The organism is Microbispora amethystogenes (assembly GCF_016863015.1).
Lineage (GTDB): Bacteria > Actinomycetota > Actinomycetes > Streptosporangiales > Streptosporangiaceae > Microbispora > Microbispora amethystogenes.
Genome location: NZ_BOOB01000008.1, coordinates 22,206 through 41,063 on the forward strand (window position 1 = coordinate 22,206; position 18,858 = coordinate 41,063).

Consider the following 18,858-nt stretch of genomic DNA (forward strand, 5'->3'; position numbering starts at 1 on the left):
GCGGTGAGCGGCAGGGGTGACGTCAGCACGGCGCGCGGCAGATGGCGACCAGCGCCACGTCGTCCTCGCGGGCCCCGAACGTGGCGATGAGCCGGTCGCAGAAGCTCTCCAGGTCCTCGCCCACGTCTTCGGCCTGCTGGCGGGCGATCTCCAGGCTCTCGTCGAGCAGTTTGTCGCGGTCCTCGATCAGCCCGTCGGTGAACAGCACCATCGTGGCGCCCTCGGCCAGGTGAAGCCGGTCCACCCGGTACCGCTCCTCGGCCACGCCCAGCAGCAGGTTCCCGAACCGGTGATAGGCCGCCTCCCGGCCCGCCATCAGCGGCGGGATGTGCCCGGCGTTCACGAGTTCGATCTCACCCGTCTCCGGGTCGAGCAGGAGGATGCAGACGGTCGCCGTCATCCGGGGGTGATAGCGCCGCAGGACCGCGTTGAGCAGGCTCATCGACCGGGCCGGGTCGACCGCCTCGATCACCGACGCCCGCAGCGCGTATCGGAGCTCCGCCATCACGGTGGCGGCGTGCAGCGAGTGGCCCTGCACGTCGCCGAGCGCGATCAGCACCCGGTCGCCCAGTCGCAGGACCTCGTAGAAGTCCCCGCCCACCTCCACGTTGTCCACCGCGGGCTGATACCGCACGGCGATCCGCATGCCCGGCACGGGCGGGATCGTCTCGGGCAGCAGGCTGCGCTGCAGCGTCAGCGCGATCGTGTGCTCCTCGGCGTACGCGCGGGCCGCGTCGACGGCCAGGGCGATCGCCTGCCCGAACTGCCGCAGCAGGCTCATCTCGTCGCCGTCGAGCGGCCGGTCCGACTCCACGCCCAGGAAGACCGGCGGCCTGCCCGACTTCGTACGGCACAGCACGCCCGACACGCCCCCGGCCACCTCGCTGTCGGGGACGATGGCGGCCCATCTCGAATTGTCCAGGTCGAACGTCCACACCCCGGTGGAGTCACCGACGGCGATGGCGGTGAGCTTGTCGAGAGTGTCGGGCCGCACCGGCCGGGCCGAGGCGGCCTCGCCGGGCCTGGCGGCGAACCTGCGCAGCGTCCCGTCCGGCGACACCGCCAGCACCCGCGCGAACCGGTCCACCAGCCGGGAGCAGCCCTCGGCGGCCACCGACAGCAGCCGCTCGAAGTCGTCCGCCTCGTTCAGCAGCAGCGTGATCTCGGCGAGCATGCTCAGCCGGGCCGCCATCCGCTCGGCCCGCTGCCGCGCCCGGTAGTAGCGCAGCATCGCCCGGACCGTCGCCGCGAACTCGTCGGGCTGGATCGGCTCGGAGAGGTACGCGTCGGCCCCGCGCTCCAGCCCCTCGGCGCGGTCGGCCGGCGTGATCGCGTTGCCGGACACCTGGATCACCGGGATCGAGGCGGTCTCGGGGTTGGCTTTGATCTTCTCGCAGACCTCCATGCCCCCGAGGTCGGGCATCCGCACGTCGAGGACGACCAGGTCCGGCCTGAGCGTCCCGACGAGGGCCAGCGCCTCCTCGCCGCCGCCGGCCTCCACCACGCGGTGCCCCGCCCGCCGCAGCCAGCTGGACAGGATGTAGCGCTTGGTCGGGAGGTCGTCGACCACGAGCACGGTCGCCGCGGCGTCAATCATCGGCCCCACCTCCGCGCCGCGCGGCGACCGCCTCCCTGACCGCCTCCCTGACCGTCTCCAGCAGCCGGTCGCGGCGCAGCCCGTGCTTGCTCAGCGACAGATGCGCGCTCTCCTGCTCGTCCAGCGCTCCCGACACCGTGACCACGGGCACCTCCCGGAGGATCTCGTCCTCGGCCATCCGCTGCCGCAGGGCGGCGCCGTCGAGGCGAGGCATGAACAGGTCGACCAGGGCGACGTCCGGGACGTGCTCACGCATCCGTTCGAGGGCTTCGTACCCGTCGGCGGCCTCGTCCACTACGGCGGCGAAGCCGAACAGCAGACGCCGGGCGAGCGCGCGGAACCCCGCGTCGTCGTCGGCCACCAGCACATGGCCGATCTCGGGGCTCGCCATCCGGTGCGGCACCCGCAGCTCCACCGTCGTCCCCTCCCCCTGCCTGCTCGACAGCTCCAGCGTGCCACCGAGCGCCTCCGCGAGCCTGCGGGCGTACGGCAGGCCGAGGCCGGTCCCCTTCGCCTTGAGCTGGAGCGGCCCGGGCACCTGGAAGAACTCCTCGAAGACGCGCTCCAGGAACTCCTCGGGGATGCCGACGCCGGTGTCGGAGATGGTGAAGACGACTTCGGCCATCTCCGGGTCGACCTCGGCGCTCAGCCGCACCTCACCCTCCTGGGTGAATTTCAGCGCGTTGCTGAGCAGGTTGCGCAGGATCCGGGTGAGCATGACCTCGTCGACGAGCATCTCGCCGACCTCGGGGGACACCTCGATGACCAGGCCGACCCCCTCCGCCCGTACGGCGGTGTGCAGTGTCCCGCGCAGCGCCTCGGCCAGTGCGACGACGTCCACCAGCGACGGCTCCGGGTCGAGCCGGCCCGACTCGGCCTTGGCCAGGTCGAGCAGCTCCCCCACCAGGCCGAGCAGCGTCTCCGCGCTGCTGCCGATGAGGTTCACCTGGTGCTCCTGCTCCTCGCTCAGCGGCTGGCCCCCCTGGCCGACCATGAGCCGGACCAGCCCGATGATCGAGGTCAGCGGCAGCCGCAGCTCGTGGCTCACGCTGGCCCAGAACCGCTGTCTGGCCTCGGCGGCGCTGCGCAGCTGGGACGACTTCTCGTCCAGCTCGGCGTAGAGCGCCACGACCCCCCGGTTGGTCTCCTCCAGCTCCGCCGACAGCTGGTTGTACAGCGCCATCACGCCCTGGTTGGTCTCCTCCAGCTCGCCGTTGAGCCGCAGGACCTCCTCCAGCGTGCGGGCCAGCTCCTTGTTCTGCTCGCGCAGCTCGTCCAGCGCGGTGGCGGGCGCCAGCGGCGCCAGCTCGGCCCGGATGTCGGCGGCCGAGGGGCTCCGCCGGTGCCCCGGCACCCGCTTCACCAGCGTGACGCGCCCCTCCTCCGCGGCCAGGGTGACCTCGTCGACCAGGCGGCCGGCGAGCGTCAGGCCCTCGCTGCGCCGCATGCCGTGCCCGTCGCCGTACTCGACGGTGACGACCACCCGGTCCTCGGCCAGGCTGAAGGTCACGTGTCCTGCCGCGCCCGAGGCCAGCACCTCGCGGCCGATCTCGCTGAGCGCGGTCGCCATGCGGATCTGGTCCTGCGACTCCATGCCCACGAGCTCGGCGATCCGCCTGCCGAGCCGCCGGACCGCGAAGACGTCCTGGTCTCCGCTGATGTCCGCGCGGGTGAGCACCTCGCCCGTCACGGCCGCTGCCTCAGCGTCACGACGCAGGCGTCGTCCCTTCGGCTGCCGGCGTCGCGCAGCAGGGTGGCGCCGATCACGGCCGGGGTACGGGCGAACAGGCCGGGGAAGGACGCGGGGTCCCACCGGTCGGTGAGGCCGTCGGAGTGCAGCACCACCGTGGCGTGCGACGGCAGCGCGTACTCGTACTGCTGCGGGCGCCGGCCCTTGTGCCCGGCGATGCCCGGCAGGGAGATCATGCCCTGGCGGCCCTCGGCGTGCGCGATCCAGCCCGAGATGTTGCCCAGCCCGGCGTACGACACGGTCTCGCGCTCGACCCTGACGACGGCCACCGCGCCCCCTCTGGTGTGGCCCAGCCCGCGGTGCACGCGTTCCAGCGCGGCGACGGGCGGGGCGAGGGGGTCCTCCAGGAACAGCCGGACCGCCTCGCGGGAGGCGTGCGCGGCGGCGGCGCCGTGGCCGAGCCCGTCGCAGAGGACGGCCGTGATCACGCCGCCGGTGTCGACCACGGCGTAGGAGTCGCCGCAGACCGTCTCCTCGCCGATCGGGCGGCGGATCCCGCTCGCGCGCAGCGGCGGCTCGGGCGGGCCGTCCGCGGTGAAGTGCGTCACCAGGACGGTGCCCCGGCCCGGCATGCTGTGGACGTCCCAGGCCGAGGCCATGCGGGCGATGGCGCCCAGCCCGATGCCGAGGGTTCCCGAGGTGGAGAAGCCGTCCCGCAGGGCGCGGGCGAGGTCGGCGATTCCCGGTCCGCGGTCGACGGTCACCAGCTCGACCACGCCCGGCCGCTCGCCGTGCGCGCGCACCAGGACGACGCCGTCCTCGGCGTGCTTGACCAGGTTCGAGACCGCCTCGGTGACCGCGACAGCCACCTGGCCCGTGCGGTTCTGGTCGAACCCGGCGGCGGTCGCGAGCGCGACCGCCGACCTGCGGACGGCGCCGATCACGCTGGGATCGGTGGCGCGGACCCAGACGTCCTCGTGACGGCCGGCCACGCGGCCCTCACCCGGTTCGCCTGACGGTCCTGCCACTGGGCCACTCAACGGGACCACTTGGTCACCGTGATGCGGGTGCCCTCTCCGGGGGCGGAGACCAGGTCGAACTCGTCGACGAGCCGCCGCGACCCGCTCAGGCCGAGCCCGAGACCGCCTCCGGTGGTGAAGCCGTCGGTCATCGCCTGCGCGATGTCGGAGATGCCGGGGCCCTCGTCGGAGAAGACCAGCCGCAGGCCCGGCCGCAGTCCGGTGGAGACCTTCTCGACCTCCACCCGCCCGCCACCGGCGTGCACCAGGACGTTCCTGGCCAGCTCGCTTGCGGCGGTCACGATCTTGGTTTGGTCGACCAGGGAGAGCCCGATCTCGGCCGCCACGCTCCTGACCTTCTGGCGGACCAGTACGACGTCACCGTTGGTGGCGATGGGCATCTCCTGCGGCCCGCTCACCCCTCGGCGCTCCTCGCGTGCTCCAGCATCACGACTCCCTTTTCGAGGTTGAGGGCCGTACGCACGCCGCCGAGCGACAGCCCCAGCTCCACCAGCGTGATCGCCACGGCGGGCCGCATCCCGACCACCACGGTCTCGGCGTCGAGCATGCGCGTCATCGCGGCGATGGTGGACAGCATCCGGCCGATGAACGAGTCGACGATCTCCACGGCGGTGATGTCGATGATCACCCCGCGTGCCCCTCTGGACACGACCGTGTCGGCCAGGTCCTCCTGGAGGGTGAGCACGCTCTGGTCGTCCAGATCGATCTGGATGGAGACGATCAGGATGTCGCCGAGCTTGAGGATCGGCACGCGCTCCATCAGTCGCGCTCCGCCCTGACCGCGACCCGGGTGGTCGCGGCGCCCTTGAGCTGCACGCCGCTGCGCGACAGCGCGTACGCGAGGGCGTCGGCGAGCGACGCCTTCGTGACGATGTCGCCGAACTCGATGCCCAGCGTGACGATGGTGTGCGCGATCTGCGGGCGGATGCCGGAGATCACACACTCCGCGCCCATCAGCCGGGCCGCGACGACGGTCTTGAGCAGGTGCTGCGCGACCTCGGTGTCCACCGCGGGCACGCCGGTGATGTCGATCACCGCGTGCTCCGAGCCGGTGTCCACCAGGGTCTGCAGCAGCTTCTCCATCACCACCTGCGTGCGGGCGGAGTCGAGCGTGCCGACCAGCGGCACCGCGACGATCCCCTCCCACAGCTTCACGACGGGCGTCGAGAGTTCGAGAAGCTGCTCGGCCTGATCAATGATGATCTTCTCGCGGGCGGCGGAGTAGGTCTCGAAGGTGAACAGTCCAAGATCGTCGATTAGCCGCGACAGCCAGGCGAAGCCCCGAAGCGCGTCGCCCTGCCCGTCGGCCTCGACCTGTTCGTACACCGCTTCCTTCAGCGAGAACACGACCCGGGCGGTGTCGGAGGGGGTGTAGCCCTGCCGGGCGCGGGCGCGGGACAGCTCGCCGAGCAGACCGCGTACGTCCGCGAGGTCGGCGTCGCCGGCGAGGGCCGTGCGCAACGCCTGGTGCAGGTCCCGGAGCTCGTCGATCGGAGCGCCGGATATCTGGCTCCACCGCCGCAGCAGCGGCCCCTCCTCGGATATGAATATCTCAACGATGCGCCGCCGGGCGGCGTCCGCGGGAACGGTCACATGTACTCCTGACAACGGCCAAGATGTCTCATCGCAACGCTACCGTCATGAGGACGTAGTACCGCCCACAACTGGGACATTCCCGGCGTACCGGAAGGTCAGCGGCACTTCCGGCAGGTGCCGAAGACGGTGAGATGGCGCACGTCGGTCGCGAAGCCCAGCTCCGCGTCGAGGGCCGAGACGAGGCCGTCCACCAGCGGAGGTGCCACCTCGGTGACCTCGCCGCAGCCCCGGCAGACGAGGTGGACGTGATCGGCCTCGGAGGCGAGGTGATACGTCGGTGCGCCGTGGCCGAGGTGGGTGTGGGTGACGAGCCCGAGCTCCTCCAGCAGTTCGAGGGTCCGGTAGACCGTCGAGATGTTGACCCCTCTGGCCGTCCGCTGCACCCGGGCGCAGATGTCCTCCGGCGTCGCGTGCCCCAGCTCGGTGACCGCTTCCAGCACGAGCTGGCGCTGGGGGGTGATCCGGTAGCCGCGGGCCCGCAGCTCCTCGTGCCAAGTCTCGGCCATGACCAGAAGTTTAGGTCGTGGCGTCAAGATCGGGCTCCGCCACGCCACCGGGGCGGCCGATAATCCGCTTGCCCCTTCGCGGATCGCTCGCATAACTTGAAGGCACGCAGAAGGGAGGTGGTCCAAACAATGGTTGATCATTATTGGGCTAGCGAGGTGGCTGTCCGCTAGGACTCGTCCATCTGGACCTTCCGTCTGGATGTCGTACGACGTCCCGGCGAATCCTCGACAGTCACCGGAACCCCGGGCAGCCGGCGGCCGCGGACGAATGTCCCCGGCCATGGTCCAGCCGGCCCGTCTCCTCAGGAGGCGGAGCGCGCCCGGGGTTTCTCTTTTCCCCGGCTGACGCGACCTCTGCTCCCGTCAGGCCTGCTCGTCGAAGTCGCCGGTCCTCCTGAGCTCCGCGGAGGCGTGCGACTGCAGCGGGTGCCCCACCGCCGCCATGTCGTAGGCGTACATGAGGTTGCCGTTCACCAGGCCGTAGAGCCGGTGGCCCGCGTTGTACTCCTTGGCCGTCGTGGTGCGCGCGACCACGTCCGTACGCAACTCGATCTTGTGGAAGACGACCTCTCCCACGTAGATCTCGACGATGCCGGTGGGATGCGCGAGGCACACCTCGATCTGGCGGCCGGGCTGGATGCGCCAGAAGCCGGACTCGGTGGACAGCGGCCTGACCTTGTTGCCCTCGGCGTCCAGCAGCCAGCTGCGGCTCCGGTAGCTCAGGAACGGCTTCCCGTTGTGCCCGAACACGACCTCCTGGCCGAAGTTGGCGCTCTCCATGGTGGGATAGCCGATCACGCCGGCCCCCTCCCAGCGGCCCAGGAGGAAGGCGATCGGCTCAAGGTCGGGGTGTACGTCCATGGAGACGAGCTTAGAGGCGGCGGGAGGCTCAGCGGCCGAGACCGGCGTCCCGCGCCCGGATGATCGCCTCCGCCCGGTCGGCCGCCTGGATCTTGCCGAGCACCGCGTGCACGTGGTTGCGCACGGTCTTCTGGGACAGGAACAGCCGCGCGGCGATGTCGCCGTTCGACAGCCCGGCGGCCACCAGGTCGAGCACCTCGTGCTCGCGGGCGGTGAGGCCGGGGAACGCCGCGGCGGCGGCGCCGCTCTGCGGCCTCGGGGCCAGGAACTCGGTGATCCGCCCGGCGAGGACCGCCCCGAACACCACGCCGCCGCCGGACACGGTGGTGATCGCGCGCACCACCTCCTCGGGCTCGGCGCCCTTGAGCAGGTAGCCGCGCGCGCCGGCGCGGAGCGCCTCGAAGATCGTGCCGTCCTCCTCCGACATGGTCAGCACCACGACACCGGTCTCCGGGCGTTCCCGCAGGATGTGGCGGGTGGCCTCGATGCCGTCCATGCCGGGCATCGAGACGTCCATGACCACCACGTCGGGCTCGTTCCGGGCGGCCTGCTCGACGGCCTCGGCGCCGGTCGCGGCGGTCCCGACGACCTCGACCTCGTCGATGCTGCCCAGCAGGGCCGCGAAGCCCTCGCGGAACACCGGGTGGTCGTCCACCACGAGCACCCTCACCGGGGGCTTTCCCGTCATATCCCTACCTCTTCCGTCGTCTCCTCTTGCGGCGCGGCCTCTCGCCTCGGGGCGGGCGGTCCGACGGGCAGCCTCGCCCGCACCAGGGTGCCGCCGGATCCGGCTGAGGTCACGCTGCACGACCCGCCGAGTTCGGCGGCCCGTTCGCGCAGGGAGACGAGGCCCACGCCGCTCACCGCTCCGGCGCCGAGGCCGACCCCGTCGTCGGTCGTCGCGACGTCCAGGCACCCCTCCTCGCCGTCGCGGGTGAGGGTGATCACGCACTCCGTGGCCCGCGCGTGCCGGACCACGTTCGTGAGGGCTTCGGACGCGATCCGGTACGCCGCCACCTCGACCGCCGCCGGGAGGTCGGACAGGTCGCCGTGCTCCTCGACCCGGATGGTCAGCCCCGGGGTCCGCAGCCGCTCCGCCTGCTGCCGGATCGCTCCGACCAGGCCGACGTCGTCGAGCGCGGGCGGCCGCAGGCCGTGCACCAGGCGCCGCACCTCGGTGAGCATCCCGCTGAGCTCCTGCCGGGCCAGGCCGAGGATCCGGTCGGCCTCCTCCGGCGAGCGGCGGCCGGTGATCCGCGCGGTGTCGATCCGGGAGGCGACCGCGGCCAGGGCCGGCCCGAGACCGTCGTGCAACTCGCGGCGCAGGCGGCGGCGTTCGTCCTCCACCGCCGCGACCAGGCGCTCGCGGCCGGCCTGCAACTCCTCCGCGAGGCGTACGGCGCGGGCGGCCGCGGCGGCCTGCCGGACCAGGTCGGCCAGCAGCCGTTCGTCGTTCGAGGAGAGCCGGGTGCGGGAGGGCGCCTGGCGGGGCAGCAGCAGCCGGCCGATCTCCTCGCCGCGGTAGGTGATGGGCAGGGCGCGTGTGCCGGCGGGACGCTCGCCGTCCTCGACCAGCAGCCGTTCGCCGTTGACCTGCTCGATTTCTACCCCGACGTACGGCGTCCGGAAGGCCCGCGCGACCGTCCGTGCCAGCGTGAGAAGCTGCGTCCCGGAGTCGTCGGCGCGCTCAAGCCTCTCTGCGAGCCCGGAGATCACCCGGTAGGGATCGTCCCGTTCGCCGACGACCCAGCGCCGCACCAGCCGCCACAGCCGGTGCCGTAGCTGCGCGTACAGGATGGCCACCGCGAAGACGGCGATGACCAGCCGCTCCCCCTCGTTCAGGCGCGGCCCGAGCAGGCGGCCCGCGCCGCCGAGCACCAGCAGGTCGAGCAGGAGGGTCAGGGCGAGCAGGGCGCCGTACACCACCGTCCCGCCGAGCAGCCGGTCGATGTCGACGAGGTCCGGCTTGACGATCCCGACCGCGACCGATGCGGCCGTGATGGCCAGGGCGGTGTCGAGGCCGACGGTGCCGAACTCGTTCGGCAGCAGCCGGATGGTCAGCATGACCAGCAGATCGGCCACGGCCGCCCACAGCAGCCAGCGCATGCGCGCCCGGCCGATGCCGGCCGAGCTCCGGTAACGCCGCACCACCACGACGAACGGCGCGACGAGGCTCAGCGGGACGCACAGTTGCGCCACCAGGAGCACCCCGGTCCAGACGGCGTCCGGCAGCGGGACGTGGAGCGGATCGAGGTCGAGGGAGGTCAGCGGCGCGGGGATGGGGCGGGAGTCGGAGGTCGCCTGCGCGACGGCGGACGGCGCCGCGACCAGGACCAGCGGGAGCAGGCTCGTCAGGGCCAGGCTGACCAGCGTGATCCCCCGCCACCAGCCCGTGGGCATCTTCCCATCGGGGTAGAGCAGGAGCACCAGCGGCAGCAGCAGCAACAGGCCCGCGCCGAGCCGCTGGTAGACGAAGTGGGCCGCCGATCCGCCCGGGAGCGCGGGGTGGTGCATGGTGGCGTAGGCGAGCCAGGAGGCGGCCGCGTCGTCCATCGCCCACCAGGCGCCGAAGACCGCCATGAGCCGGCCCAGGGGATGGCGCGGGTGCCGGGTGAGCACCGCCGTGCCGGCGGTGGCCAGCGCGACGCCCACCAACGCGTCGGGACCCGCCGGAGGCAGGTCGAGCAGGGCCCGGTGGGCCTGCGGCACCCGCAGGCCCACCAGCGCCGCCGTCACCGCGGCGGCCACCGCGACCACGAGGAACGCGAGCCCCGCGATGTTCAGGCGCGCAGGCCAACGAACCATCACAAACTGCACCAAAGCAGTGTGCCGCAGCCGGCGCGGGATGTCCCTAGTGCGTATCGGGTGGTGAGCGAAGGGCCGGGCGATCACTCGTCGTGGCCGAGGAAGTCCTCGATCTTCTTGGTGTAGCCGTGGCTGCGACCGTCCGCTGAGACCGCCTGGGCGGGACCTATGCATGCCCCAATGAGCCGGGCGGCCCCATGGAGGTCGACGGCAACCGTCGACCTCCATGGAAGCCCATAGGTCACCCGGCCGCCACCCATGAGAGTGCCCCGTCGCGGCGGAGCATGTCCACGACCGGCATGGACGCGGGATTCAGATCATGACCATGATGCATATGCCTCGATCGTGTGGGCCTTTCCCTTCAGACTGATGCGCATGTAGTAGGCCTCGCCGGGCCTCACAGTGACGGAGGTCCCGTGGTAGGTTCCGCCGCAGAAGTACCAGCTCGAGGTCGCTCGGACATGCTTGTCTTTCGTGCGTACCAGCTGGACTCGGTATCGCGTGCCGTCACCTCCGTTCGAGCACTTCGCCCTGCCATAGAGGTGCCTTCCGGTGGGGACGAAGTCTTTCGTAGGCCAGTATTTGGTAGGACTGTGCTTATGCGGTCCCCAATGGCCGCTACTCCGCTGTGATTGGACGACCGCTGGTCTCGAAGTGGTGCTTGCGTCTGCCTGAACGGCGTTGGCACCAGTCACTAGCGCTACTGCGGACAGGATGACGGCGATCTTTTCCGTAACCACCACAACGCACTCCCTTCTCGTCTTCGATCGGTGCCGGCTCAGCTTCGGCCCCTCGATCATCACGGGAAGCTATTCACAGTGCCTTAGCTGGGTGCGCCAGGTACTTAGCTGTGTGTGCCAGCCTGGGTGCTGTGGTGGTGTGCTTGGTTCCGGTAATCGCTGGGGGTGATGCCGTGCAGGGCGCGGAAGGCGCGGGTGAAATCTGCGGGGTGGGGGAAGCCCCAGCGTGCTGCGATGGCCTGGATGGACATGTGGCGCTTCGAAGGGTCAGCCAGGTCTCGGCGACAATGTTCAAGGCGTTGGCCGCGTATCCAGGAGCGGACGGTCACGCCGTGCTGTTGGAAAAGCCTGTGCAGTGAGCGGACCGAGATGTGGTGGGCTCCTGCTATCTCGCCCGCAGTAAGGGCGGTGTCGCCGAGGTGGCGCTCGATGAACGAGGTGATGCGCATGTACAGGGCGCGTTGACGGGAGTCGGCGGGAATATCACCCTCACGCTCCAGGAAGTGCGCCAATGTAGCGGTGACCAGGTCCAGGCCGACGGTGCCGAGTCGTACGGCGTCATGTGGCGTATAGCTCGTGCTGTCTCCTGCCAGGTGGGTGAGGAAGCCTGTCAGCAAGCGTCCCATGCCCTGATCTCCGGGAAGGGGCCGGCAGATGAGCTGATTGATGTAGCGGGCTGGTAAGGGAACCAGCGTACGGGGGAACTGGATGAGGATGTTCCCGCCGTCGGCGTGGATATCGAAGGGGCGCGAGCTTTCGAAAAGCACGAGTTCACCCGGCCGGAGCGCAGCGCGATTGCGATTCTGCTCGATCACATGGCGACCGGAGCTCGTGACGCCGAGGCCAAGAATTTCCGGGTCCGAGGCGCGGATCAACTTCGGGGTTCTCCGTGTGAGGAAGGACGAGTACGCCATCGCCGATACCTGGACCGCTCCCAGCGGCATCATGCTGAACCATCCGCGGAAGACATCTGTATCGAGCAACTTGAACGATGTCGGCATCAGCGCATCCGCGACGACTTCCTCCCACACTGAAAGAGCATCCCGCGCCGGGAAGTCGTTGCTGTCGAAAACCTTCTCCATGGATTTCGGAGTCCGTACGTGCGGACGGCTGCCGCGCCGCTCAGGGCCTGGGGCGCCCGGCACTCACTCCGGCCGAGCCGCCACACGGCACCGTCAGGAGACGTTGAAGCGCTGGTTCCAGTTTCCGCCGCACTCCCAGACCTGCAGCGGTTTGCCGTTGCCGTAGGTGGCGCCGGTGACGTCGAGGCCGGCGGCCGCGATCGCGGAGACCTTCCTGGTTCGCATCCTGGAGCCTCCCTTGGGATCGGTCCCTGAGCGCCTGCTTATCGGCCCATGGGGCGGAGATCGAGCTGGGAACAGCCCGGGAAACATTGTATGCGCTAGCAAAGGTGCCGTAAAGGCACTGGTAAAGGCGCCGGTATATGCCATTTAGCCTTTTTCATCCTGAGTAGCGGTCGTCTTCGACGGCTTGCAGGACGAGGACGGCCTGCACGATCGGGGTGGCGCGGTGAGGGCAGCAGCGGAGCTTTGACAGCAGCTTCCACGCTTTCACAGGGTCGCTCGCGGATCGCATTCGAACCGTCTCGTCCAGGACGCGCGTCCCGTCCGTCCTGGGACACGACGCGGGCCCGGAATCGGGACGCCGCGCCCTGACGGCCTGGGGCGGCGGCCCAGCAGGATCGTCCTCGTCGCCGCGGTGATCCCCACCGCCGCTCCCCCCGAATCGAAGGAATCCCGATGACCAGCACCTCCCGTGTCCCGGGCGCCGCCGCTCCCACCGCCTCCTCCGCCGCCGCTCCCGCCAAGGGCATCGCCGAATCGACGGTGCGCCGGCTGGCCCTGGGCCTCTCCACCGGCGCCCTGACCTGGTCGGCCGTCAGCTTCGTCTACGGCTTCGACGTCGCGGGCGACCCGGCCACGATGATCACCGATCTCGGCGCCCTGGCGTTCCAGATCGGCGCCCAGTGCCTCCTCACGATCATGCTCCGTACCGGCGCGACCGGCGTGAGCCGGGTGGCGCGCGGCATGGTGCAGGTCGAGCGGGTGCTGATGTCCCTGGCCATGGTGTGGAGCTTGGTCCACGGGCTCTTCCCGGCCGCGCGTGACACGGTCTGGCTCGGGATCCTCGACGCGTTCTGGCCGCTGTCGATGCTGGGCATGTTCGTGCTCGGCGTCAAGATCGCCATCACCGGCCGGTGGCGCGGGGCGGCCCGCCTGTGGCCGCTCGTCGCCGAGAGCTGGGTGGTCGTGACCCTCCCGACTCTGGCGATCTTCGGCACTCCCGTCTCCGACGTCGTCGGCGCGACCCACCTGCTGGTGGGATACACCACCCTCGGACTCATCCTCGCCTTCCGCCCCGACCTGGTGCGCGGCGGGAAGTGAGTGACGGCAGACCGGCCCGGCGGACTAGGCTTCCGTCATGGCACGATCTTTGGTGATCAAGGTGACGGCCGGGGCGGACGCCCCGGAGCGCTGCAACCAGGCCTTCACGGTCGCGGCGGCGGCGCTGGCGAGCGGTGTCCCGGTCTCGCTCTGGCTGACCGGCGAGTCCTCCTGGTTCGCCCTGCCGGGACGGGCCAAGGAGTTCGCCCTGGCCGAGGCCGCACCGCTGGAGGACCTGCTCGCCGCCGTCCTCGCGGCGGGCCGGGTCACGCTCTGCACGCAGTGCGCCGCCCGCAGGGACATCACGGTGGACGACGTCATCGACGGGGTCCGCATCGCGGGGGCCCCCACGTTCGTCGAGGAGATCCTGGGCGAGGGCGTGCAGGCGCTCGTCTACTGATACTGCTCCGGGCTCTCTGAGCAACCCCCCGGTCCCTCAGGGACCGGGGGCGCTGGCGTGTCAGGCGGGCAGCACCGCGCGCAGGCGCTCGTCGCGCAGCGCCTGGTACCAGCCGTCGTCGATCGCGGGCAGCGGCCCGGTCACCCAGCCCAGCAGCAGGTCGGCCAGCGCGGGGTTGCGGGCGAGCGCCGGGCCGTGCAGGTAGGTGCCGATGATCCGGCCCGCGTAGCAGCCCTCGGTGCCGTCGCCGTTACCGGTGCCGACGACCGTCCGGGACAGCGGGCGCACCCCCGGACCCAGCCTGGTCACGCCCATGTGGTTCTCGAACCCGGTCAGCGTGGGCAGCCCCAGCGCGGGGTCGACATCGGCGGCCAGTTCGCCGACCGCGCGCCGCTCGCCCCGCCCCGAGCTGATGTCGAGCAGGCCGACGCCGGACACCGGCTGGCCCTCCTCGCCGCCGAACACCGTGCCCATGATCTGGTAGCCGGCGCAGACCGCCAGCAGGGCCGCGCCCCGCTGGATCGCGGCGTGCAGGCCGCCGTCGCGGCGCAGCCGCTCGGCGCCGAGGATCTGCGGCCGGTCCTCGCCGCCGCCGATCAGGTAGACGTCGCCCTGCTGCGGCACGGGGTCGGAGGAGCGCACGTGGATGGTCCGGGTGGGGATCCCCCTGGCCCGGGCCCGCTGCTCCAGCACCAGGACGTTCCCCTGGTCCCCGTACGTGCTGAGCAGGTCGGGATAGATCCAGACGATGGACAATTCAGACGGCACGGCCGAACTCCGCTCGGATCTGCTGGAACGCGGTGTAGTTGGCGATCACGTCGATCTTGCCGGGGGCGAGGACTGCCACCGCCTGCTCGAACGAGTCGCAGAGCTGGAAGGGCACCTCCGCGACGGCGAGCCGCAGCGCGAGGTCGAGCCGGCGCTCGCCGGTGACCAGCACCGGCCGCCCCCGCAGGATGCGGTAGTCGACGTCCCACAGCCAGGAGGTGTCGCGGCCGTCCGGCCCCTGCGCGTTCACCGACAGGATGATCGGCAGCGCCGGGTCGGCGACGTCGAACGCCTCCAGCCAGCCGGCCGGGTTCTTGGCCAGCAGCAGCCGCAGCGACCTGCCCTCCCGCTCGACGGTGGTGTAGCGGCCCGCGACCGAGGTGACCGTACGCAGCCGGGGCAGCGCCCGGCCGGGGTCGAGGCCCAGCGTCTCGGCGACCGCCAGCGCGACGGCGGCGTTCGCCCGGTTCGCCTGGCCGGGAAGCTGGAGGTCCAGCCGCCAGCGCTGCCCGCGGGGGTCGATCACGTCCTCGCCGTCGAGCACCCAGTTGGGCTCGGGACGGTGGAAGGTGCACTCGCGGCAGGCCCAGCTGGTGTCGGCGAGCTGGGCGGCGGTCAGATTCTGCCCGCCGTTGCCGAACCCGGCCCGGTCGAGCGGGCCGCCGCACTCGGGGCAGCACCAGGAGTCCTCCCGCCAGCGCTGCCCGGCCGCCACCCACGTCACCCGGGCGGCCGTGGAGGCGCCCCAGGTGACCAGCGGGTCGTCGCAGTTGGCGATCACGTGGGCGGGCCGGCCCGCGAGCGCGCGGCGCCACTTCTGGGCCAGCAGCCAGATCTCGGCCGCCCGGTCCATCTGGTCGCGGCTCAGGTTCATCAGGGCGACGATCCCGGCCTCGGTGGTGTCCAGCACCTCGGGGAGGTACTTCTCGTCCACCTCCAGCACGCCGTACGGCGCGCCCTTGCTGGAGGCGAGCGCCGACACGTGCCCGGCGGGCATGTTGGCGCCGAACGCGTTCGTCGCCACGTCGCCGAGCTCCTGCAGCGCCGAGGTGATGAGACGGGTCGTCGTGGTCTTGCCGTTCGTCGCGCTGACCAGGACGAGCTTGCGGTCGGCCGCGAGCTTGCGCAGCAGGTCGGGCTCCAGCATCAGGCCCACCCTGCCGCCGATCACCGAGCCGTCGCCGCGCCCGGTGGCCCTGGACAGCGTCGCGGCCGTACGGCCCAGAGCACTGGCGAGCTGGGCCCGCAACGGAAGCTGACTCATGCCCAGATCCTAGTGCCCCTCCTTGAAATCACGATCCGAAGGACAGCTCGGCGGGGGTGTCGCCGTCGAAGGGCAGCACGAACCGGCGGGGCCAGGACAGGACGGTCTCCAGCCAGCCCGCGCTCATCGTCTGGGCGACGTACTTGACCCGCTCGCGGGGCTCGACGCCGATGGCGACCGTCGTCACGTCACGCTGGATGCCCTCGTGCTCGTCGTCGCCGAGGATGACCCGCCAGGCGAGCGCACGGTTGCGGTCCACCTCCATCGACAGCGGGTGGTGGCGCAGCGCCTTGGCCCGGTGGCCCAGCAGCTCCGTGCGCACGCCGACCGCCACCGCGCCCTCGGCCGGCTCGGCGCCGTTGACCCCCTGGTGGGGGTACGGCCGCCCGGAGGGGTCGGTGCCGAACAGCGGATACTCCATCGCCGGAGCCGGACTGCGCAGGTTGGGCGCGGGATGCCCGAACGGGAACAACCGGTCCACCTCGTGCAGCCAGCGGACCTGCGGAATGACCCAGGCCGCGCCCGGCCGCTCGCCGGCGCGCATCGGCGGCTCGCCCTCCGCGCCGTCCGCCTGACCGGCCGCGAGCAGCCCGGCCGCGACCTCGGCGGCCTTCTCGGTGAGCAGCGCGGGGTCGAACCAGGTGCGCAGCGACCAGGCCCGGCGCGACACCGACCGCTCGACCAGCGTGGCCAGCAGGCACTCGCGCCGCTTGACCGGCAGCTCCGCCCAGATGTCGGCGAGCACGCGCGGCACGCCCGGCAGCGACCGGTTCGTCACGAACGCCAGGACGGCCGTGTCGGTCCAGATGCGCAGCCAGGCCCACTCGGGGGCCACCGCGAGCAGGTCGGCCTCGCGCAACTCCACCAGCGTGCAGGCCTTGCCCGTACGGCACTCGCGCCCGCAGGCGGCCGAGCGGCGGCCGCAGATCGGCGGGACCGGGCCGAGCGTCTCGCGCTCGCGGTCCTCCCCCAGCGGCACCTGCACGCGCAGCGGGCGGTCCATGCCGTCGGCGAACACCGCGGCGAAGCCCGGCTGGAGCGACACGACCTGACGCGACTGGTCCTCGCTCAGGTTCATCGCCGCGCCGACCAGCGCGCGGTCGTCCTCGGCCGGGAGCCGGTGCACGACCTTGAGCGCGGTGTTCTTCACCACGTCGGAGACGAGCTTGGTCGGGATCTGCTCGGCCACGACGATGCCCTCGCCGTACGCCCTGATCTCGGCGAGCATCCCGGCCAGCAGTTCGACGGCGTGGGTGGAGGCCCGCTGGGAACCCCGGTCGCGCAGCAGCCGGTGGGCCTCCTCGATCACGATGACGTGCCGCAGGCCGCCGACGCCGTCCTCGGCCCGGGGTTCGGAGCGCGGTTCGGAGCGGGCCCGCATCCGCAGGTGCTCGACGATCCGGATGATCAGCGTGCCCATGAGGAACGCCTTGTCCTCGTCGTTGGCGACGTCCTCGATCGCGAGCACCACGTTGCGCTGGAGCAGGCCGCCGATGTCGGCCGGGTGGCCGCCCTCGAAGAACCGGCCCGCGCTGCCGACACGCAGGCTGCGCAGGCGCAGGCTGATGAAGCCCTCGACGTCGGCCTGGACCTCGTTGCCGTAGCCGATCTCCTGGATGACCTCCAGCGCGTGCTGCTGAAGCTGCTCCAGCGTCGGCACGGCCGGCTGCACGGCGGCCCCCGGGATGCCGCCGCCGGTCACCACGTCCCAGCCGTTGGCCTCGTAGACGCGCTGCAGCGCCAGCGACATGATCTGCGGGAACGGCTCCTCGGCGTCGAAGGCCGCCTGGAACAGCGCCCTGACCATGTCGATGTGCGCCTGCACGGGATAGCCGGGCTCGGGCGCGAGCGGGTTGACGCTGATCGGCACGTTGTCCGGCGCCGAGGGGTTGATGACGGTCAGCGGGGCCAGGTGCTCGACCCGGCCGGCCATCGCGGCGTATTCCGACTTGGCCGGTTCGATGGCCAGCCAGGGGATGCCCGCGATCGTGAGCTGCTCCAGCAGGTGCCGTACGGTCTGGGACTTGCCGGAGCCGGTGGCGCCGGTGACGAAGGCGTGGCGGTTCAGCGTCGCGAGCGGCACGCGGAACGCGCCGACGGCGCGGTCCTGCCCGTCGACGATCGCGCCGAGGTCGATCGACTCCGCCGAGCCCTCCACGTCGGCCTCGCTCGTCACGTCGAAGAAGCCGGCGTCGAGCACCCGGACCCCCGGCACCTCCCGGCGCGGCAGCCCGGCGAGCGCGGCGAGGGCCCCCGCCGTCGCCGCGAACGGCGCCGCCGCGCCGTCGGCCGAGTCCTGCAGGTCGACGGCGAGCGCCTCGGCGAAGCCGTACACCGACTCGCTCGCGCCGTCCCCCGACAGGGCGGGCAGCGTCATGGCGCTGCGCAGCCGGTAGGGGTGATGGCTCATCTCCACCGAGCCGACCAGCACCGGCGCGATCTGGCGCAGTTCGTCCGGGCCCGCCGCGCCGGCCAGCACCCGTACGTTCCACAGACCGGCCTCGCGGAACGCGTCCAGCTCCTGCATCCGGCGCTCGGCCCGCTCGGCGTCGAACCGCGACCGCTCGGAGGCGTCGCCGTACTGCCGCAGCACGTTGAGCTGGGTGCGCAGGTGGGCCACCTCGGCGTCGAGCAGGTCGGTCGGCTCGGCGACGACCACCCAGGCGAACGGCCGGGACATGAGCGTGACCAGCGTCGACTCGAAGAGCGTGGGCCGCTTGGGCTCGTCCGGCTCCGGCTCGCGCCTGCCGTAGAGCGGCGGGGCCTGGCGGCCGGGGCACGGCGTCCAGACCAGGTCGGCGAGATCGGCCAGCCACTCGTCGCCGATCTCCACACCCCGCGCGCCGCCGGGGAACAGCAGCGGCTGCGGGCCGGTGACCGGCGGCTCCGGGGCCGAGGCCGCCCGGCGCGGCGGCTTGGGCGGCGTGAGCGGTCCCGCGTTGGTGATCAGCTCCAGCGGGGCACCCGACCCACGCGACAGCCAGCCGATGACGAACGGCCGGTTGCGCTGCGCGGCGGACAGGACCGCGGGGAGCACCGTGACGAAGTCCCACTCCGCGGACGAAGTGCGCGAGGGAGCGGTGATCGCCTGGATCCGGTACCACGGCCCGCTCAGAGGGAACGGATGCAATGAGACCCCTCAGTCGACGACGAACAGGGAAGAGACTCCTTCAACGATCAGTCCCG

17 protein-coding genes and 1 pseudogene are annotated in these 18,858 nt (G+C 71.6%); 2 read left to right on the forward strand and 16 right to left on the reverse strand.

All coding sequences use genetic code 11. The features are described from left to right. Positions 1-22 precede the first annotated feature (22 nt). The 13 genes and pseudogenes from Mam01_RS05560 to Mam01_RS05615 form a co-directional block, all read right to left on the reverse strand. A complete protein-coding gene (locus Mam01_RS05560; RefSeq protein WP_204284361.1) occupies positions 23-1,597 on the reverse strand; it encodes a fused response regulator/phosphatase in 1,575 nt (524 codons plus the stop codon). Further along, positions 1,590-3,287 (reverse strand): ATP-binding response regulator, encoded by a 1,698-nt coding sequence (locus Mam01_RS05565; RefSeq protein WP_239101053.1) that lies wholly within the window; start codon positions 3,285-3,287, stop codon positions 1,590-1,592. The genes Mam01_RS05560 and Mam01_RS05565 overlap by 8 nt, the downstream gene beginning before the upstream one ends. Further along, positions 3,284-4,279, reverse strand: a complete 996-nt coding sequence (locus Mam01_RS05570) for an ATP-binding SpoIIE family protein phosphatase (RefSeq protein WP_204284362.1) — start codon at positions 4,277-4,279, stop codon at positions 3,284-3,286. The genes Mam01_RS05565 and Mam01_RS05570 overlap by 4 nt, the downstream gene beginning before the upstream one ends. Before the next feature lie 44 nt (positions 4,280-4,323). Next, a complete protein-coding gene (locus Mam01_RS05575; RefSeq protein WP_150931307.1) occupies positions 4,324-4,707 on the reverse strand; it encodes an anti-sigma regulatory factor in 384 nt (127 codons plus the stop codon). 14 nt (positions 4,708-4,721) lie between these two features. Beyond that, positions 4,722-5,087, reverse strand: a complete 366-nt coding sequence (locus Mam01_RS05580) for an STAS domain-containing protein (protein ID WP_191909924.1) — start codon at positions 5,085-5,087, stop codon at positions 4,722-4,724. Beyond that, positions 5,087-5,920, reverse strand: coding sequence for an STAS domain-containing protein (locus Mam01_RS05585; protein ID WP_239101054.1), 834 nt, complete (start codon positions 5,918-5,920; stop codon positions 5,087-5,089). Before Mam01_RS05585 ends, Mam01_RS05580 begins: the two co-directional genes overlap by 1 nt. Positions 5,921-6,018: 98 nt before the next feature. Continuing rightward, a complete protein-coding gene (locus Mam01_RS05590; RefSeq protein WP_111697701.1) occupies positions 6,019-6,429 on the reverse strand; it encodes a Fur family transcriptional regulator in 411 nt (136 codons plus the stop codon). A gap of 363 nt (positions 6,430-6,792) precedes the next feature. Continuing rightward, positions 6,793-7,290 carry a heme-binding beta-barrel domain-containing protein gene (locus tag Mam01_RS05595; protein WP_150931033.1) on the reverse strand — a complete coding sequence of 166 codons (498 nt, stop codon included), beginning with the start codon at positions 7,288-7,290 and terminating at the stop codon, positions 6,793-6,795. Positions 7,291-7,318: 28 nt separating this feature from the next. Next, the gene (locus tag Mam01_RS05600; protein WP_204284363.1) at positions 7,319-7,978 is read right to left on the reverse strand and encodes a response regulator; all 660 of its coding nucleotides are present in this window, start codon (positions 7,976-7,978) and stop codon (positions 7,319-7,321) included. Further along, complete coding sequence (locus Mam01_RS05605; protein WP_204284364.1) at positions 7,975-10,095, reverse strand: sensor histidine kinase; 2,121 nt, start codon at positions 10,093-10,095, stop codon at positions 7,975-7,977. Before Mam01_RS05605 ends, Mam01_RS05600 begins: the two co-directional genes overlap by 4 nt. A gap of 844 nt (positions 10,096-10,939) precedes the next feature. Next, on the reverse strand, positions 10,940-11,917 hold the full coding sequence (locus tag Mam01_RS05610; protein WP_204284365.1) for an AraC-like ligand-binding domain-containing protein: 978 nt from the start codon (positions 11,915-11,917) through the stop codon (positions 10,940-10,942). 93 nt (positions 11,918-12,010) lie between these two features. Beyond that, positions 12,011-12,142, reverse strand: coding sequence for a hypothetical protein (locus tag Mam01_RS37220; protein WP_275408903.1), 132 nt, complete (start codon positions 12,140-12,142; stop codon positions 12,011-12,013). A 154-nt stretch (positions 12,143-12,296) separates the two neighbouring features. Next, positions 12,297-12,410: pseudogene (locus Mam01_RS05615) on the reverse strand (IS5/IS1182 family transposase); the annotation flags it as partial. Positions 12,411-12,595: 185 nt separating this feature from the next. Here Mam01_RS05615 and Mam01_RS05620 point away from each other — a divergent pair. Both Mam01_RS05620 and Mam01_RS05625 read left to right on the forward strand, forming a co-directional pair. Further along, positions 12,596-13,240, forward strand: coding sequence for a hypothetical protein (locus Mam01_RS05620; RefSeq protein ID WP_204284366.1), 645 nt, complete (start codon positions 12,596-12,598; stop codon positions 13,238-13,240). A 37-nt stretch (positions 13,241-13,277) separates the two neighbouring features. After that, positions 13,278-13,640, forward strand: coding sequence for a DsrE family protein (locus tag Mam01_RS05625; protein ID WP_150931047.1), 363 nt, complete (start codon positions 13,278-13,280; stop codon positions 13,638-13,640). 60 nt (positions 13,641-13,700) lie between these two features. Here Mam01_RS05625 and Mam01_RS05630 read toward each other — a convergent pair whose 3' ends face one another. The 3 genes from Mam01_RS05630 to Mam01_RS05640 are packed head-to-tail and all read right to left on the reverse strand — an operon-like array spanning position 13,701 to position 18,802. Next, positions 13,701-14,408 carry a type 1 glutamine amidotransferase gene (locus Mam01_RS05630; protein ID WP_204284367.1) on the reverse strand — a complete coding sequence of 236 codons (708 nt, stop codon included), beginning with the start codon at positions 14,406-14,408 and terminating at the stop codon, positions 13,701-13,703. Further along, positions 14,398-15,672, reverse strand: a complete 1,275-nt coding sequence (locus Mam01_RS05635) for a MurT ligase domain-containing protein (RefSeq protein ID WP_150931051.1) — start codon at positions 15,670-15,672, stop codon at positions 14,398-14,400. The genes Mam01_RS05630 and Mam01_RS05635 overlap by 11 nt, the downstream gene beginning before the upstream one ends. A gap of 28 nt (positions 15,673-15,700) precedes the next feature. Continuing rightward, the gene (locus Mam01_RS05640) at positions 15,701-18,802 is read right to left on the reverse strand and encodes an ATP-binding protein (RefSeq protein ID WP_239101055.1); all 3,102 of its coding nucleotides are present in this window, start codon (positions 18,800-18,802) and stop codon (positions 15,701-15,703) included. Positions 18,803-18,858: the final 56 nt, after the last annotated feature.

Excerpts from the sequence above, each read along its gene's own strand:
- Mam01_RS05560 (WP_204284361.1), bottom strand. The coding sequence starts at position 1,597 with ATGATTGACGCCGCGGCGACCGTGCTCGTGGTCGACGACCTCCCGACC.
- Mam01_RS05620 (WP_204284366.1), top strand. The coding sequence starts at position 12,596 with ATGACCAGCACCTCCCGTGTCCCGGGCGCCGCCGCTCCCACCGCCTCC.
- Mam01_RS05575 (WP_150931307.1), bottom strand. The coding sequence starts at position 4,707 with ATGCCCATCGCCACCAACGGTGACGTCGTACTGGTCCGCCAGAAGGTC.
- Mam01_RS05605 (WP_204284364.1), bottom strand. The coding sequence starts at position 10,095 with ATGGTTCGTTGGCCTGCGCGCCTGAACATCGCGGGGCTCGCGTTCCTC.
- Mam01_RS05610 (WP_204284365.1), bottom strand. The coding sequence starts at position 11,917 with ATGGAGAAGGTTTTCGACAGCAACGACTTCCCGGCGCGGGATGCTCTT.
- Mam01_RS05625 (WP_150931047.1), top strand. The coding sequence starts at position 13,278 with ATGGCACGATCTTTGGTGATCAAGGTGACGGCCGGGGCGGACGCCCCG.
- Mam01_RS05600 (WP_204284363.1), bottom strand. The coding sequence starts at position 7,978 with ATGACGGGAAAGCCCCCGGTGAGGGTGCTCGTGGTGGACGACCACCCG.
- Mam01_RS05595 (WP_150931033.1), bottom strand. The coding sequence starts at position 7,290 with ATGGACGTACACCCCGACCTTGAGCCGATCGCCTTCCTCCTGGGCCGC.
- Mam01_RS05590 (WP_111697701.1), bottom strand. The coding sequence starts at position 6,429 with ATGGCCGAGACTTGGCACGAGGAGCTGCGGGCCCGCGGCTACCGGATC.
- Mam01_RS05635 (WP_150931051.1), bottom strand. The coding sequence starts at position 15,672 with ATGAGTCAGCTTCCGTTGCGGGCCCAGCTCGCCAGTGCTCTGGGCCGT.
- Mam01_RS37220 (WP_275408903.1), bottom strand. The coding sequence starts at position 12,142 with ATGCGAACCAGGAAGGTCTCCGCGATCGCGGCCGCCGGCCTCGACGTC.
- Mam01_RS05580 (WP_191909924.1), bottom strand. The coding sequence starts at position 5,087 with ATGGAGCGCGTGCCGATCCTCAAGCTCGGCGACATCCTGATCGTCTCC.